Below are 14954 nucleotides of genomic sequence, written 5' to 3'. Positions count from 1 at the left end.
GGAAGATGACTGGACAGGCCGACGGTTCGCGTCGGCAGGCTCAAACTGAAGGGTATGACGGCGTTTTTGGCAGAGAGTTCGTGGTGGGAAAGTGCCATGAGACAGCGTTACCTCGCCTCTATCGCCTAATACATTGATTCCAAGTGGGAAACCCTGCAGCCAGCCTGTGGGCATTTTTCGTCCTGAAACAGAAGCTTAATAAATGGGCCGGGCGAGACGCCCGGCCTGAAACTGCTGGATCAGTGGCTGCCGGAATGCCCGAAGCCGCCAGCGCCGCGCTGGCTCTCGTCGAATTCTTCCACCAGTTCGAAGTGCGCCTGGACCACCGGTACCAGCACCAGTTGGGCGATGCGCTCGCCCACGGCGATGTTGAATGCCGTTTGACCACGGTTCCAGCACGACACCATCAGTTCGCCTTGGTAATCGGAGTCGATCAGGCCCACCAGGTTGCCCAGTACGATGCCATGCTTATGGCCCAGGCCCGAGCGCGGCAGGATCAACGCAGCCAGGCCCGGGTCGCCGATGTACACCGACAGGCCGGTTGGGATCAGCAGGGTCTGGCCGGGCTCCAGGACGGTGTCCTGCTTGAGCATGGCCCGCAGATCGAGGCCGGCGGAACCCGGTGTGGCGTAATGCGGCAGCGGGAATTCGGTGCCGATGCGAGGGTCGAGGATCTTGGCTTGTAGAGCGTGCATGTCAATTAAACCTGGTTCAGCCGTTCGGCGATAAAAGTGATCAGCTGGCGGGCAATCTTGCTCTTGCTGGTCTGGGCGAAAAGGGTGGCATGCAACTGGCGGTCGATCACGCTGCAGGCGTTTTCTTCGCTGTTGAAGCCAATGCTCGGGTTGGCGACGTCGTTGGCGACGATCAAGTCCAGGTTCTTGTCCTTGAGCTTGCGCGCGGCGTAATCGAGCAGGTGCTCGGTTTCGGCGGCGAAGCCGACACTGAACGGACGGTCCGGGCGGGTGGCGATGGTCGCGAGAATGTCCGGGTTGCGCACCATTTGTAGTAGCAGGCCGTCGCCGCTCGTAGGGTCTTTCTTAAGTTTTTGCGGGGCGACTACTTCGGGGCGGTAGTCCGCCACCGCCGCCGAGGCGATGAACAGGTCGCACGGGATAGCCGCTTCGCAGGCCGCCAGCATGTCCCGGGCGCTGACCACGTCGATGCGGGTCACCCGATCAGGGGTTGGCAAATGCACGGGGCCGGTGATCAGCGTAACCCGGGCGCCGGCTTCCACGGCGGCTTCGGCCAGGGCGAAGCCCATTTTCCCGGAGCTGTGGTTGGTGATGTAGCGCACCGGGTCGATGTTTTCCTGGGTCGGTCCGGCGGTGATCAGCACATGCTTGCCGGTCAGCGCCTGGCGCTGGAAGCAGTCGGCGGCGCACTGGGCCAGGTCGTTGGCTTCGAGCATGCGTCCCATGCCGACATCGCCGCAGGCCTGGCTGCCGGAAGCCGGGCCAAAGACTTTCAGGTCGCGGCTTTGGAGCAATTGCAGATTGGCCTGGGTGGCCGGATCGCGCCACATGGCCTGGTTCATGGCTGGGGCGAGGGCAACCACGGCGTCGGTGGCGAGCACCAGGGTGGTCAGCAAATCATCGGCGATGCCTTGGGCCAGGCGGGCGATCAGGTCGGCCGTGGCTGGGGCGATCAGCACCAGGTCGGCCCACTTGGCCAGTTCGATATGACCCATGGCGGCTTCGGCCGCCGGGTCGAGCAGATCCAGGTGGACCGGGTGCCCGGACAGGGCCTGCATGGTCAGCGGGGTGATGAATTCACTGCCGCCGCGAGTCATGACGACCCGTACTTCCGCGCCCTGGTCGATAAGCCTGCGGACCAGCTCGGCGCTCTTGTAGGCGGCAATGCCGCCGCCGACGCCCAGAACGATGCGTTTCCGATACAGCCGCTGCATAGGCCTGCCTTTCGATTTCAATGGTCAGTGCAGGACGAACCCCTCGGCAGCAGCCTGCCTGGGTGCAAATCGCCTGCAAAAAAGATGGGCTACGATATCACAGCGACCGCTACGGAACAGCGGCGCCCACAATCAGGGAGATGCTATGAGTATTCGCGACTGGCCGGTGGCCGAGCGGCCACGGGAGAGGTTACTGGAGTTGGGATCGGCGAGTCTTTCGGACGCCGAGCTTTTGGCGATTTTCTTGCGCACGGGTGTGTCGGGTAAAAGCGCCGTGGACCTGGCGCGACATCTGCTGCATCAATTTGGTGGCCTGCGGGTTTTGCTCGAGGCTGATCTGCGTACCTTCAACGCACATCTGGGGCTGGGCCCGGCGAAATTCGCGCAGTTGCAGGCCGTGCTGGAGATGGGGCGTCGGCATCTGGCCGAAAATTTGCGGCGGGAATCGGTGCTGGAGAGCCCGCTGGCCGTGCGGGACTACCTCAAGGCCATGTTGCGTCACGAGCCTCATGAAGTGTTTGGATGTCTGTTCCTCGATTCCCGGCATCGGGTGCTGGCGTATGAGGCGCTGTTTCGCGGTTCCATCGACAGTGCGAGTGTCTATCCCCGGCAGGTGGTCAAGCGCGCCCTGGCCCATAACGCCGCAGCGTTGATCCTGTGCCACAACCACCCCTCCGGCAACACCGAGCCCAGCCAGGCCGACCGGGTACTCACTGAGCGGCTTCAGGAAGCACTGGAGTTGATCGATGTGCGGGTGCTCGACCACTTCATCGTCGGCGATGGTGAGCCGCTGTCCATGGCGGAGTATGGGTGGATGTAGCCACGGTCAGGCTTGAATAATCCCTTGTGGGAGCAAAGCTTGCTCGCGATAGCGGTTTTACAGCCAACAGAAGTGTTGTATGTAACGACGTCATCGCGAGCAAGCTTTGCTCCCACAGGGGGGGCTGGCAGTGGTTACTTGATACTGACCTTGGAGTAATCCTGCCGCCCAAACGGGCTGACCGAGTAACCCTGCACATCCTTGCGGGTCAGGGCGAACGCGGTCGGGTGCGCCAGGGGCAGCCACAGGGCCTGTTGCTGGATCTGCGCCTGGGCCTGCTCATAGAGTTTGGTGCGCACGCCCTGCTCGCTCGTGGTTTTGCCGGCACTGATCACTTTATCCAGGTCCGGGTTGCAATAACGGGCGAAGTTGGTGCCGGACTTGAGTGCCGCGCAGGAAAACTGCGGCGTGAGGAAGTTGTCCGGGTCACCGTTGTCACCGGCCCAGCCCATGAACAGCAAGTCATGTTCGCCGGCCTTGGCGCGACGGATCAGTTCGCCCCATTCGATCACGCGAATCTCGGCCTGAATGCCGATCTGCGCCAGGTCGGCCTGCAGCAACTGCGCGCCCAGGCTGGGGTTGGGGTTCAGCAGGCTGCCGGAAGGGCGGGTCCAGATGGTGGTCTGAAAGCCGTCCTTCAAACCGGCCCTGGCCAGAAGATCACGGGCCTTGGCCGGGTCATGGGCGTAACCGGGCAAGTTTTTGGCGTAGCTCCAGGTGTTCGGAGGGTAGGGGCCCTTGGCCGCTTCGGCGGTGCCCTCGAAAACGGCCTTGAGGTAGCTGGCCTTGTCGAAGGCCAGGTTGACGGCTTGTCGAACCTCGGGCTTGTCGAAGGGCGGGTGCTGGCTGTTGATCGCCACGAACGCGGTCATGAAGGCGTCGGTCTGCGCCACTTTCAACGTCGGCTCCTGCCTGGCGGCCTGGACGTCCTGCGGCTTGGGTGACAGGGCGATCTGGCATTCGTTGCGCCGCAGTTTTTGCAGGCGCACATTCGCGTCCGGCGTGATGGCGAAGATCAGCGGATCCACCTGGGGCTTGCCGGCGAAATAGTCGTGGTTGGCCTTGTAGCGAATCGAAGCGTCTTTCTGGAACCGGTTGAAAATGAACGGGCCTGTGCCGATGGGCTGATTGTTGAGTGCTTCTGGCGTGCCGGCTTTCATCAGCTGATCGGCGTATTCGGCCGAATAGATGGAGGCAAAGCCCATGCTCAAGGTGGCCAGGAAGGTCGAATCCGCATGATCGAGGATGAAGCGCACGGTCAGCGGGTCCAGCGCGTCGATTTTCTTGATCAAGCTCGGTAGCTGCATGGACTGGGCGTGGGGGAAACCGCTCTGGGCGATTTTGTGCCAAGGGTTTGCCGGGTCAAGCATGCGTTCGAAGCTGAACTTGACGTCCTCGGCGGTCAGATCGCGGCGCGGCGTGAAGTATTCGGTCCGGTGGAATTTGACCTGGGGGCGCAGCTTGAACACGTAGGTCAGTCCATCGGACGAGACTTCCCAGCTCTCGGCGAGGCTGGGGATGACCTTGCCGCTGGCGGTGTCGAAATCCACCAGGCGATTCATCAGCACGTCGGCGGATGCGTTGGTGGTGGTCAGCGAATTGTACTGAACGACATCGAATCCTTCCGGGCTGGCCTCGGTGCAAACGCTCAGGGCGGCGGCCTGGGCCAGCGGGCTGATCAGCAGAGGGGCGAGCAACAGTGGGAGGGCAGCGAGGCGCATGGTCGGTTTCCTGTGCAAGTCGAAGGCCCATCTGCATGTGCAGTCTGGAAAAGACCTACCCTAGTGGCCTCGTTGGAAAATGACTATCCCCTTTTTGCATTTTCCGGCACCCTGCGGCGCTGTATTAACGAATCAAGCTCGGCATCGGTTAAAAAAACCGGCCTGCAGCGACGAGCGGTCAAAGGCGGCGCCAGCCTGTGCCCCAGCCGTTCGGGGGCGTTACGCGTCGCTTTCCAACGAAGACAAATCACACCGGCAGTTGTTGCACTGTGGTCTTTCTGGTATAAAGCAGCGCTCTTTTCTAGGGGCCCGGTTCCTTCACTGTAGGTGTAGCCGGTAAGACCCTTAAAGAAACGCGGCGCCTGGCGCCAAATGACTGAGAGATTAAGCGGCCAACCCATGCCGGGTTGGGCATGTGGTTTTAGAGGGCTGAGGCATGTCGAGAGTCTGTCAAGTTACCGGTAAGGGTCCGGTGACTGGGAATAACATTTCCCACGCAAACAACAAAACCCGTCGTCGTTTCCTGCCGAACCTGCAGCATCACCGCTTCTGGGTTGAAGAAGAGAAACGTTTTGTGCGTCTGCGCGTATCTGCCAAAGGCATGCGTATCATCGACAAGCGTGGCATCAGTGTCGTGCTCGCCGAACTTCGCCGCGATGGCAAGATTTAAGGGAGCTAATCATGCGTGAATTGATTCGTTTGATCTCGAGCGCCGGTACTGGTCACTTCTACACTACCGACAAGAACAAGCGTACTACCCCGGACAAAATCGAGATCAAGAAATATGATCCGGTTGTTCGCAAGCACGTGATCTACAAGGAAGGCAAAATCAAGTAATTGATTTTTCCCTTCTTACGAAAAAGGCCCGTATCGCAAGATACGGGCCTTTTTTGTTGCCGGATTTTTGTTGCCTGTTGGGGCCTCATCGCGAGCAGGCTCGCTCCCACATTGGCGCTGCGTAACGCTCGAGTTCCAGGCAAGCACCATTCCCTGTGGGAGCGAGCCTGCTCGCGATGAGGCCAGGTCTAACGATGCAAATCCTCAAACCTTCTGTTCAAACACCACATAAATCTTGCGGCACGCCTCCAACACTTCCCAAGTGCCCGTGAACCCCGCGGGGATCACGAAGCGGTCGCCGGCCCGCAGGGTCTTGGCATTGCCATCATTGTCCCGCAGCACGGAAACGCCCTGGACGATCTCGCAGTATTCATGTTCGGTGTAGTTGACCGTCCACTGGCCGACCGCGCCTTCCCACACGCCTGCATTCATTTGCCCGCAAGGGCTGCTGTAGTGGTTGAACACCGTTTGTTCGGGATCACCCTTGAGTACCTTGGCTGCGTCCGGGCGATAGCGTTCGGCGGTGGTACTGGCCTGACTGAAATCGACGATGTCCTGGATGCTCATGCGGCAATTCTCCGGTAATGACGGCGCGAATGGCTGGAAGAGCCAAAGTCTATGTTTATTAAAACGAACATCGCAAGGCCGTTTGCCAGCGTTGTGTCAAATATATTGAAACATTACCAGCCGCTGGTTTAGGGTGGCGGGTGCCCCGCGCCGAAAACAGCGCCGAAAACAGGCCGGCCGGGCAGAATTCGTGGAGCGCTGCGCATCGCGTGGCGTTCGTACTCAATAAGAGGAGGACACTCGCATGACCACCCTGACTCGTGCCGACTGGGAACAACGCGCCCGCGACCTGACCATCGAAGGCCGTGCCTTCATCAACGGCGAATACACCGATGCGGTGTCCGGCGAAACCTTTGACTGCCTCAGCCCGGTGGATGGCCGTGTGCTGGGCAAGATCGCCAGTTGCGACGTCGCCGACGCCCAGCGCGCCGTCGAAAACGCCCGTGCCACCTTCAACTCCGGTGTCTGGTCGCGCCTGGCGCCGAGCAAGCGTAAAGCGACCATGATTCGCTTTGCCGGCCTGCTCAAGCAGAACGCCGAAGAACTGGCGCTGCTCGAAACCCTGGACATGGGCAAGCCGATCAGCGACTCCTTGAATATTGATGTTCCCGGTGCAGCTCAAGCGTTGAGCTGGAGTGGTGAAGCCATCGACAAGATTTACGATGAAGTGGCCGCGACCCCCCACGATCAGTTGGGCCTGGTGACCCGTGAACCGGTGGGCGTCGTAGGCGCTATCGTGCCGTGGAATTTCCCACTGATGATGGCCTGCTGGAAGCTCGGCCCGGCGCTGTCCACCGGTAACTCGGTGGTGCTCAAGCCCTCTGAAAAGTCCCCACTGACCGCCATCCGCATTGCCGCACTGGCGATTGAGGCCGGCATTCCGAAAGGCGTGCTGAACGTGCTGCCGGGCTACGGCCACACGGTTGGCAAGGCCCTGGCCCTGCACATGGACGTCGATACCCTGGTGTTCACCGGTTCCACCAAAATCGCCAAGCAACTGATGGTTTACTCGGGCGAGTCCAACATGAAGCGTGTCTGGCTGGAAGCCGGCGGCAAGAGCCCGAACATCGTGTTCGCCGATGCCCCGGACCTGCAAGCCGCCGCCGAGTCCGCCGCCAGTGCCATTGCCTTCAACCAGGGCGAAGTCTGCACCGCCGGCTCGCGACTGTTGGTGGAGCGTTCCATCAAGGACACCTTCCTGCCGCTGGTGATTGAAGCGCTCAAGGGCTGGAAACCTGGCAACCCCCTGGACCCGGCCACCAATGTCGGCGCCCTGGTGGATACCCAGCAGATGAACACCGTGCTGTCCTACATCGAGGCCGGTCACAGCGACGGCGCCAAGCTGGTGGCCGGCGGCAAGCGGATCCTCGAAGAAACCGGCGGCACCTATGTCGAGCCGACGATTTTCGACGGGGTGAGCAACGCCATGAAAATCGCCCAGGAAGAGATTTTCGGTCCGGTGCTGTCGGTCATCGCTTTCGATACCGCCGAGGAGGCCATCCAGATCGCCAACGACACGCCGTACGGCCTGGCCGCGGCGGTATGGACCAAGGACATTTCCAAGGCTCACCTGACCGCCAAGGCGCTGCGTGCTGGCAGCGTTTGGGTCAATCAGTATGACGGCGGCGACATGACCGCACCGTTCGGCGGCTTCAAGCAGTCGGGTAACGGCCGCGACAAGTCGCTGCATGCGTTCGACAAGTACACCGAGCTGAAGGCGACCTGGATCAAGCTCTGACAGGGGCGGCCCCGGATCCTGTTCGGGGCTGCATGCAGTGCTGGTCCCCTGTGGGAGCGAGCCTGCTCGCGATAGCGGTGTAACAGTCGACGACTCTGTTGAATGTTGCGCCGCTATCGCGAGCAGGCTCGCTCCCACAGTGTTTTGTGGGGCCTGAAAATCGATAACTATCCACAGGAGCGTGGAAATGCGTTGGGCGACCTATTTCGCCGTGTTGGCATCTGTCCTGAGTGTCGGCTTGGCGCTGGGCGTGAGCATGCCGCTGGTGTCGCTGCGTCTGGAAGGCTGGGGTTATGGTTCGTTTGCTATCGGGGTGATGGCCGCCATGCCGGCCGTTGGGGTGCTGGTCGGGGCCAAGGTGTCGAGTCGGCTTGCGGCGCGGTTCGGCACGGCGGCGTTGATGCGCTTGTGCCTGTGGGGTGGGGCGGTGTCCATCGGGTTGCTGGCGCTGTTGCCCAGTTATCCGGTCTGGTTGGTGCTGCGGCTGATGATCGGCGTCGTTCTGACCCTGGTGTTCATTCTGGGTGAAAGCTGGATCAACCAACTGGTGATCGAACAATGGCGCGGACGGTTGGTGGCGTTGTACGGCAGCAGCTACGCCCTGAGTCAGTTGTCTGGTCCCTTGCTGCTGGGCGCGCTGGGGACTGATCACGATTATGGCTTTTGGGTGGGTGTCGGTCTTTTGCTGGTTTCGCCGTTGCTGTTGCTGGGACGCAGCGGTGCGCCCAGCAGTGAAGCCTGCAGCGTCACTTTCAAGGATCTATGGGCGTTTTGTCGTGGGTTGCCGGCAATCGCCTGGGCGGTATCGTTGTTCGCGGCGTTCGAGGCAATGATCCTGACCTTGCTGCCGGTTTACTGTTTGCGTCAGGGCTTCAGCGCCGACATTGCGCTGGCGATGGTCAGCACGGTAGTGGTCGGTGATGCCTTGTTGCAGTTGCCCATTGGCGCCCTTGCGGACCGCCTGTCGCGCCGGTCGTTGTTCACTGGCTGTGCGGTGGCGCTGATGCTGTCGAGCCTGGCGGTTCCACTGCTGATCGATACCTTGCTGATCTGGCCACTGTGGGTGCTGTTTGGCGCCAGCGCAGGCGGGTTGTTCACCTTGTCACTGATCCTGATCGGCGAGCGTTATCGCGACGATGCACTGGTGCGGGCCAACGCCCATATTGCCCAGTTGTGGGGGATCGGTTGCCTGATTGGCCCACTGGCGGCGGGGGCGGGCAGTCAATGGATCAGTGGGCATGCGCTGCCCTTGTTCATGGCCGCGGGAGCCTTCGGCTTGGTGGTTCTGTTGTTGCGCCAAGGGGCGTTTGGCGCCACGCAACCTGCCTGAACAAAGTGAAGCCTTGGGAAACGTGCTGAACCCGGGGCTTCTACAGCATTCGCTCCAGCCCAACGGTGGTGGCGAACCAGGCGTTGAAGCGGCGCCACCAACTGCCGGGTTCGCGGTCCAGGTCATGCAGTTGGCCGTTGTCTTCGGTGGTCCATATCAGCTTCCCGTCCTTCAGGCGGGCCTGGTAACTCAGGGCCGGTGCCATGCCCTGCAAGGCCAGTTCGCGCACTTGGCCGGCGAGTTCGGGACTGTCGACCAAGACCCCCACTTCAGTGTTCCACAGCACTGAACGCGGATCGAAATTGAACGAGCCGATGAAGGATTTCTTCCGGTCGAAGATGATCGCCTTGCTATGCAGGCTGGAGTCCGATTCGCCGTAGGACTTGCTGTAGAACAAATGGGGGCTGCCACCCGTGTCCCCGGGCTGGCGACGCAATTCGTACAGCCGCACCCCATGTTGCAGCAAAGCCCTGCGATACGGCGCGTAACCGCCGTGCACCGCCGGTACGTCGGTGGCCTCCAGGGAGTTGGTCAAAAGACTCACCGCCACTCCGGCATCGGCCCGGCTGGTCAGGTAGACCAACCCTGGCTGGCCGGGCACGAAGTAGGCCGAAATCATGATCAGTTCTTCACTGACCCCCGTCAGCTCCGGGCCCAATTGCGTGGTCAGCAACAACTGCGGGTCAGGCTCATCCCTGGCCAGGACTTTGCTGGGTGCATCCCACAGCGCCTGGTTCCAGGCCCAGATCAATTGCCTGCGCCAGATGTCCAGGCGCGGTTGGGTCCGGTAGGAGGTCAACTGCTGGTAAAGCGCGTGATTTTCCTTGTGCGTCTGCTCCAGTGACTCTTGCAGGCGCAGGCGGCTGTTGGCCAGATCCTTGGGGGTTGGTCGACGGGACAGGAATTGTTCGATGGGTTTGCTCAGGGCGCTGTTCCAGTATTGGTCGAAGCTGTGCCCCAATTGTTCGGCCACCGGCCCAACGCCAAGCAGGTCGATGTCGGTGAAGTTCAGGTTGGGTTCGGCGTCGAAATATTCATCCCCCAGATTGCGACCGCCGACGATGGCCATGCTGTTGTCCGCCAGCCAGAGCTTGTTGTGCATGCGCCGGTGTTGCAATGAGAGGTTGAGCAGCCGCCCGAGGCTGCGGGTTACCCCGGTGGCGCGCCCCAGATGAAGTGGGTTGAACAGGCGTATCTGGATCCGCGGATGAGCGGCGAGGGTCGCGATGATCTGATCCTGGCCATCGCTGGTGGTGTCATCCAGCAGAATGCGCACGCGTACGCCGCGGTCGGCGGCTTTGAGCAATTCATCCACCAGCATTCGCGTGCTGATGCCGTCATGAACGATGTAGTACTGCAAATCCAGGCTGCTTTGGGCGTTGCGGATCAACTCGGCCCGGGCGGAGAAGGCGTCGGTACTGTCAGATAGCAGGCGGAAACCCGAGCGTCCCTCGTGTGGAGCGGCCTGGGCCTGTACCGAGCGTCCGAACGAAGATTCGGTTGCCGGGAGCGCCTGGGAAGGTTCGCGGGTGATGTCAAAACTGGCACAGCCGCCCAGCAGCGAGGCGACTAGCAGGAGCACAGGCAGGATGGGTCTGGGTCTCACGTAGGCTCGTTCCGCTTGTTTGCGTTGATCGGCTTGTGGGTGCTGCTTCCCTGAGTAAAGCTCAGACGGCGTCGAGTCGGGTTTCGTTCAACAACGCAATGGCCGCGGCGCCGACCTTGCGGACGGCGTCCTCGATCTGTGCCGTTGGTTTGGCAGCGTAGTTCATGCGCAGGCAATTGCGGTACTTGCCCGAGGCGGAAAATATGCTGCCGACCGCCACCTGCACGCCCTGGTCATGCAGGACCCGATTAAGCTTGAGTGTATCGAAGCCTTCGGGGAGTTCGACCCAGAGCATAAAGCTGCCGCGCGGGCGGCTGGCGCGAGTACCCGCTGGAAAATAGCGGCTGACCCAGTCGATCATGACGTCGCGATTGCGTTGGTATTGGCTGCGCATCCGCCGCAAATGCGGTTCGAAATGCCCGCCCTTGAGAAACTCCGCAATGGCTATCTGCGGTTGCGGTGCGGTGGAGCCGGTGCTGATGTATTTCATGTGCAGCACCCGTTCCAGATAGCGGCCGGGTGCGACCCAGCCCACTCGCAAACCCGGTGCCAGTGTCTTGGAAAAAGAACTGCAGAGCAGGACGCGGCCATCGTCGTCGAAGGATTTGATCGTGCGGGGCCGCGGGTAGGTGTAGGCCAGTTCTCCATACACATCGTCCTCGATAATCGCCACGTCGAAGCGCTGCGCCAAGGTCAGCAACGCGCGTTTGTTGGCCTCGGGCATGATGTAGCCTAGCGGGTTGTTACAACTGGGCGTCAACTGTATGGCCTTGATGGGCCACTGTTCCAGCGCCAGCTCCAGGGCCTCCAGGCTGATGCCGGTCAGCGGATCGGTGGGGATTTCCAGGGCCTTCATGCCCAGGCCCTTGAGGGTTTGCATGGCGCCGTGAAAGCTGGGGGAGTCCACCGCGACGATATCGCCTTGTTCACAGGTGGCGCGGATGCTGACCGACAGCGCTTCGTGACAGCCCGTGGTGACGATCAGGTCGCCGGCTCCCAGTTTGCAACCCGAGTCCAGCGACAGGCGAGCGATCTGTTCGCGCAGCGCGAGGTTGCCGTAGATGTTGTCGTAATAAAGGCCCGGCATGTCTTGCCGGCGGCTGATCTGCGCGAGGCTGCGCAACAGCGGTTTCATGGTCGGCGAGTTGATATCCGGCATGCCTCGGCCCAGTTGCACCACGTCTTTGCGTGGTACCGAGCGTATCAGCTCCAGCACCTGGTCCCATTGGGAGATGTCCACCGGTCGTTGGGCTGGGCGACCCACTACCGGCAGGTCCGGCAGTTCACGGCTGGCCGGTACGAAATACCCTGATTTGGGTTTTGGCATCGCCAGCCCGCTGTCCTCCAGCACGCGATAGGCCTGCTGCACCGTACTCAGGCTGACACCGTGCTCCATGCTCAGCGCGCGCACTGACGGCAGCCGGTCGCCGGGACGATAGAAGCCCTGTTCGATGCGGGTGCCGAGCAATTCGGCGAGGTTCACATAAAGGGTCATGGCGCGCTCTCGATGAAGTGGACAACGGTAACCAATACAGTTGCGGCGGAAAAAGACAATTCAGTGTCGAAAAGCCGCAATCTGTATGCATGGAAAACACATTGTTTGAATCTGTATTGATTATGGCCGTCCGCGCATCATGAAAGCTCTGGCTACCCAAGTAAACAGGAGCGATCAAAATGAACGGCTTGAGCGATGTGCGGCTGACGTTACACAGCCAGGAACTGGCGGCGGGGCAGGAAAAGGAGCTACGCAATGCGATGTTGCACAGTGCCCCGTCCAGCCTGAGCCGCTGGGCCCTGTTCTGGCGTCGTCTGCATACACGCAAGGCCTTGTTGGAGCTCACACCGGAACAGTTGCGTGATATCGGGCTGAGCCGAGAGCAGGCGCGGGAGGAGGGCTTGAAGCCGTTCTGGCGGCTTTGAAGCGGTACCGGGCCTGAAACTGCTATCGCGGGCACGCCTTGCTCTTACAGCCCTCTCTCAATCTGTGCGAGCAAGGCGTGCCCGCGATAGCGTCACCAGTAGCGCTGGGCGCTTTAAACCAACTCTTTCAACCGATGCCACAGCATCCCCAGTGCCAACAGTGGCGAGCGCAGATGCTTTCCGCCCGGGAAGGTCATGTGCGGCACCTGGGCGAACAGATCGAAACCACCACTCTGTTGCCCACTGATGGCTTCGGCCAACAGCTTGCCGGCCAGGTGCGTGGCATTCACTCCGTGGCCGGAGTAGGCCTGGGCGTAGTACACGTTGGGCTGATCCTTGAGTCGACCGATCTGCGGCAAGCGGTTGGCGCCGATGCCGATCATCCCGCCCCATTGAAAGTCGATTTTCACCTGCGCCAGTTGCGGGAACACCTTGAGCATTTTCGGACGCATGTACGCGCCAATGTCTTGCGGGTCACGACCCGAGTAATGGCAGGCTCCGCCGAACAGTAAGCGTCGATCCGCGGAAAGCCGGTAGTAATCCAGCGCCACCCGTTGATCACAGACCGCCATGTTCTGCGGCAACAACGCCTGGGCCTGAGCCTCGCTCAAAGGTTCAGTGGCGATGATGTAGCTGCCGGCGGGCAGGACCTTGCCACTGAGTTCCGGGTTGAGCCCATTGAGGTAGGCGTTGCAGCCCAGCACCAGGGTCTTGGCCCGGACCGCGCCCTGTTGGGTGTGCACCTTCACTTCCGGGCCGTAATCAATGCGCGTGACCGCCGATTGCTCGAACAGCCGGACCCCCAGTTGCTGCGCGGCGCAGGCTTCGCCCAGGGCCAGGTTCAGCGGATGCAAATGGCCCGAGCCCATGTCGATCAGGCCGCCGACGTAGCGATCCGAACCCACCACACTGTGCATTTCGTGGGCTTGCAGCAGCCGGGTCTGATGGCGATACCCCAGGCTGCGCAGCTCTTCGGCGTCCTCAGCGAAACCTTCCAGGTCGCCTGGCTTGTTGGCGAGGTCGCAATAACCCCAGGTGAGGTCGCAGTGGATCTGAAAGCGCTCGACCCGTTGACGGACGATTTCCACCGCCTCAAGGCCCATGAGCTTCATCTGGCGTACGCCGTCGGCACCGATGACCGGGGCGAACTGATCGAGGCCATGACCGACGCCGCGAATCAGTTGACCGCCGTTGCGCCCGCTGGCCCCCCAGCCGATCTTGTGCGCTTCCAGCAGCACTACGCTCATGCCGCGCTCGGCCAGTTCGATCGCTGTGTTCAACCCCGAGAACCCACCGCCTACCACGCAGACATCCGCCACCAGCTCGCCCTGCAGCAGCGGATGATCCGGTTGCGGCAAGCTGCTGGCGGCGTAGTAAGAGGCGGCGTGCGAATGGCTCGGGACAGGTTGCTGAACACGGGCGTTCATGTGCGTAATCCTGATTATTGTGTTTGAGAAATTTTACGGAGCATAAGCCGGGGATTCGTCCATGGGCAACACCGGTCGGTTGGCGCTGTCTGGGACAGGGCTTTTCGTGCAGAATCCTGCCTTGTCCCGTCTCGGTAGCCGCTTCGATGAGCTGCAACAGTCAAAAAATCCGCACGCTGCGCCAACAGATTCCCTCGTTCGAGTGCGTACCGGGCTGCCATGACTGCTGCGGGCCAGTGACCACCTCGCCTGAGGAAATGGCCCGCTTGCCACGCAAGACTCGCGCCGAACAGGACGCGGCCATGGAAGCGCTCGACTGTGTGCACTTGGGACCCAATGGCTGCACAGTCTATGACGAGCGGCCGCTGATCTGCCGGTTGTTCGGCACCACGGCGACCTTGCCGTGTCCCAATGGCCGGCGGCCGGTGGAACTGATTCATCCGCGGGTCGAGAAGCAGATTCACGAATATATGGCCAGCACCCGGCAGGTATTGGTGTAGCCAAGAACGCCCCTCAATCCGGAATCGGCAGGTTCAAGCTCTCCTTCACTTCTTCCATCACGATGTAGCTCTTGGATTCGCGCACGTGGGGCAGCTTGAGCAGGATGTCGCCCAGCAGCTTGCGGTACGAAGCCATCTCGGAAATCCGCGCTTTCACCAGATAGTCAAAGTCGCCTGACACCAGATGGCATTCGAGCACGTGAGGCAATTTCAGCACCGCGCGCCGGAATTCTTCAAAGGTGTCGCCGGATTTGTAGTCGAGGCTGATTTCGACGAACACCAGCAGACTTCCCTTCAGATGCTGCGGATTGAGCCGGGCGTTGTAGCCCATGATGATTCCCTCGCGCTCCAGGCGACGAACCCGCTCGGTGCAGGGCGTGGTGGAGAGGCCGACCTTTTCCCCAAGCTCCGTAAAGGAAATCCGTCCATCCGCCTGGAGGATGCGCAGGATGTTGCGGTCGATCTTGTCCAGCTCACGTTTGGTCTGAGTGTTGGTCCGCACAGGTGATGCTCCTCCATGAAAAGGGTTTTTGCCGAGAATTCTCGCCAAATATAGGCATTTATATAGTGAAAAGCACT

General features: G+C 61.0%; 15 protein-coding genes. 7 read left to right on the top strand and 8 right to left on the bottom strand.

All coding sequences use genetic code 11. The annotated features are described in order from the left end of the window. Window positions 1-239 precede the first annotated feature (239 nt). Both dut and coaBC read right to left on the bottom strand, forming a co-directional pair. Complete coding sequence (dut, locus tag QOM08_RS27380; protein WP_047226164.1) at window positions 240-695, bottom strand: dUTP diphosphatase; 456 nt, start codon at window positions 693-695, stop codon at window positions 240-242. Window positions 696-700: 5 nt separating this feature from the next. Continuing rightward, window positions 701-1909 carry a bifunctional phosphopantothenoylcysteine decarboxylase/phosphopantothenate--cysteine ligase CoaBC gene (coaBC, locus tag QOM08_RS27375; protein WP_047226163.1) on the bottom strand — a complete coding sequence of 403 codons (1209 nt, stop codon included), beginning with the start codon at window positions 1907-1909 and terminating at the stop codon, window positions 701-703. Window positions 1910-2054: 145 nt separating this feature from the next. Here coaBC and radC point away from each other — a divergent pair, with 145 nt between their 5' ends. Further along, window positions 2055-2729, top strand: coding sequence for a RadC family protein (gene radC / locus QOM08_RS27370; protein ID WP_047226162.1), 675 nt, complete (start codon window positions 2055-2057; stop codon window positions 2727-2729). 134 nt (window positions 2730-2863) lie between these two features. Here the strand turns inward: radC and QOM08_RS27365 are convergent, their stop codons facing one another. Then, entirely contained in the window at window positions 2864-4450 is a 1587-nt protein-coding gene (locus QOM08_RS27365; protein WP_076383090.1) for an ABC transporter substrate-binding protein, read from the bottom strand. Between the two features lie 436 nt (window positions 4451-4886). On the opposite strand from QOM08_RS27365, the gene rpmB reads away from it, so the two are divergent. Next, window positions 4887-5120 carry a 50S ribosomal protein L28 gene (rpmB, locus tag QOM08_RS27360; protein WP_003229474.1) on the top strand — a complete coding sequence of 78 codons (234 nt, stop codon included), beginning with the start codon at window positions 4887-4889 and terminating at the stop codon, window positions 5118-5120. 11 nt (window positions 5121-5131) lie between these two features. Continuing rightward, window positions 5132-5287, top strand: coding sequence for a 50S ribosomal protein L33 (gene rpmG, locus QOM08_RS27355; RefSeq protein WP_003177274.1), 156 nt, complete (start codon window positions 5132-5134; stop codon window positions 5285-5287). A 204-nt stretch (window positions 5288-5491) separates the two neighbouring features. Here rpmG and QOM08_RS27350 read toward each other — a convergent pair whose 3' ends face one another. Continuing rightward, window positions 5492-5854, bottom strand: coding sequence for a cupin domain-containing protein (locus QOM08_RS27350; protein ID WP_076383089.1), 363 nt, complete (start codon window positions 5852-5854; stop codon window positions 5492-5494). A 244-nt stretch (window positions 5855-6098) separates the two neighbouring features. On the opposite strand from QOM08_RS27350, the gene QOM08_RS27345 reads away from it, so the two are divergent. Next, a complete protein-coding gene (locus QOM08_RS27345) occupies window positions 6099-7592 on the top strand; it encodes an aldehyde dehydrogenase (protein WP_047226159.1) in 1494 nt (497 codons plus the stop codon). A 187-nt stretch (window positions 7593-7779) separates the two neighbouring features. Then, window positions 7780-8922: an MFS transporter gene (locus QOM08_RS27340; protein ID WP_047226158.1), complete on the top strand. Its 1143-nt coding sequence runs from the start codon at window positions 7780-7782 to the stop codon at window positions 8920-8922. Between the two features lie 40 nt (window positions 8923-8962). Here the strand turns inward: QOM08_RS27340 and QOM08_RS27335 are convergent, their stop codons facing one another. Then, window positions 8963-10528 carry a phospholipase D family protein gene (locus QOM08_RS27335; RefSeq protein WP_047226157.1) on the bottom strand — a complete coding sequence of 522 codons (1566 nt, stop codon included), beginning with the start codon at window positions 10526-10528 and terminating at the stop codon, window positions 8963-8965. 61 nt (window positions 10529-10589) lie between these two features. Continuing rightward, window positions 10590-12023 carry a PLP-dependent aminotransferase family protein gene (locus QOM08_RS27330; RefSeq protein ID WP_047226156.1) on the bottom strand — a complete coding sequence of 478 codons (1434 nt, stop codon included), beginning with the start codon at window positions 12021-12023 and terminating at the stop codon, window positions 10590-10592. 179 nt (window positions 12024-12202) lie between these two features. On the opposite strand from QOM08_RS27330, the gene QOM08_RS27325 reads away from it, so the two are divergent. Continuing rightward, a complete protein-coding gene (locus QOM08_RS27325; protein WP_047226155.1) occupies window positions 12203-12448 on the top strand; it encodes a DUF1127 domain-containing protein in 246 nt (81 codons plus the stop codon). Between the two features lie 113 nt (window positions 12449-12561). On the opposite strand, the gene QOM08_RS27320 is transcribed toward QOM08_RS27325, so the two are convergent. Then, window positions 12562-13875, bottom strand: a complete 1314-nt coding sequence (locus QOM08_RS27320) for an NAD(P)/FAD-dependent oxidoreductase (protein ID WP_160891372.1) — start codon at window positions 13873-13875, stop codon at window positions 12562-12564. Between the two features lie 146 nt (window positions 13876-14021). On the opposite strand from QOM08_RS27320, the gene QOM08_RS27315 reads away from it, so the two are divergent. Then, the gene (locus QOM08_RS27315; RefSeq protein ID WP_003206850.1) at window positions 14022-14375 is read left to right on the top strand and encodes a YkgJ family cysteine cluster protein; all 354 of its coding nucleotides are present in this window, start codon (window positions 14022-14024) and stop codon (window positions 14373-14375) included. Between the two features lie 13 nt (window positions 14376-14388). Here QOM08_RS27315 and QOM08_RS27310 read toward each other — a convergent pair whose 3' ends face one another. Then, window positions 14389-14877 carry an Lrp/AsnC ligand binding domain-containing protein gene (locus QOM08_RS27310; RefSeq protein WP_003206849.1) on the bottom strand — a complete coding sequence of 163 codons (489 nt, stop codon included), beginning with the start codon at window positions 14875-14877 and terminating at the stop codon, window positions 14389-14391. Between the last annotated feature and the right edge of the window lie 77 nt (window positions 14878-14954).

The organism is Pseudomonas sp. P105, assembly GCF_032614175.1.
Classification (GTDB): domain Bacteria; phylum Pseudomonadota; class Gammaproteobacteria; order Pseudomonadales; family Pseudomonadaceae; genus Aquipseudomonas; species Aquipseudomonas rhizophila.
This window is presented reverse-complemented; position numbering and strand designations above follow the sequence as displayed.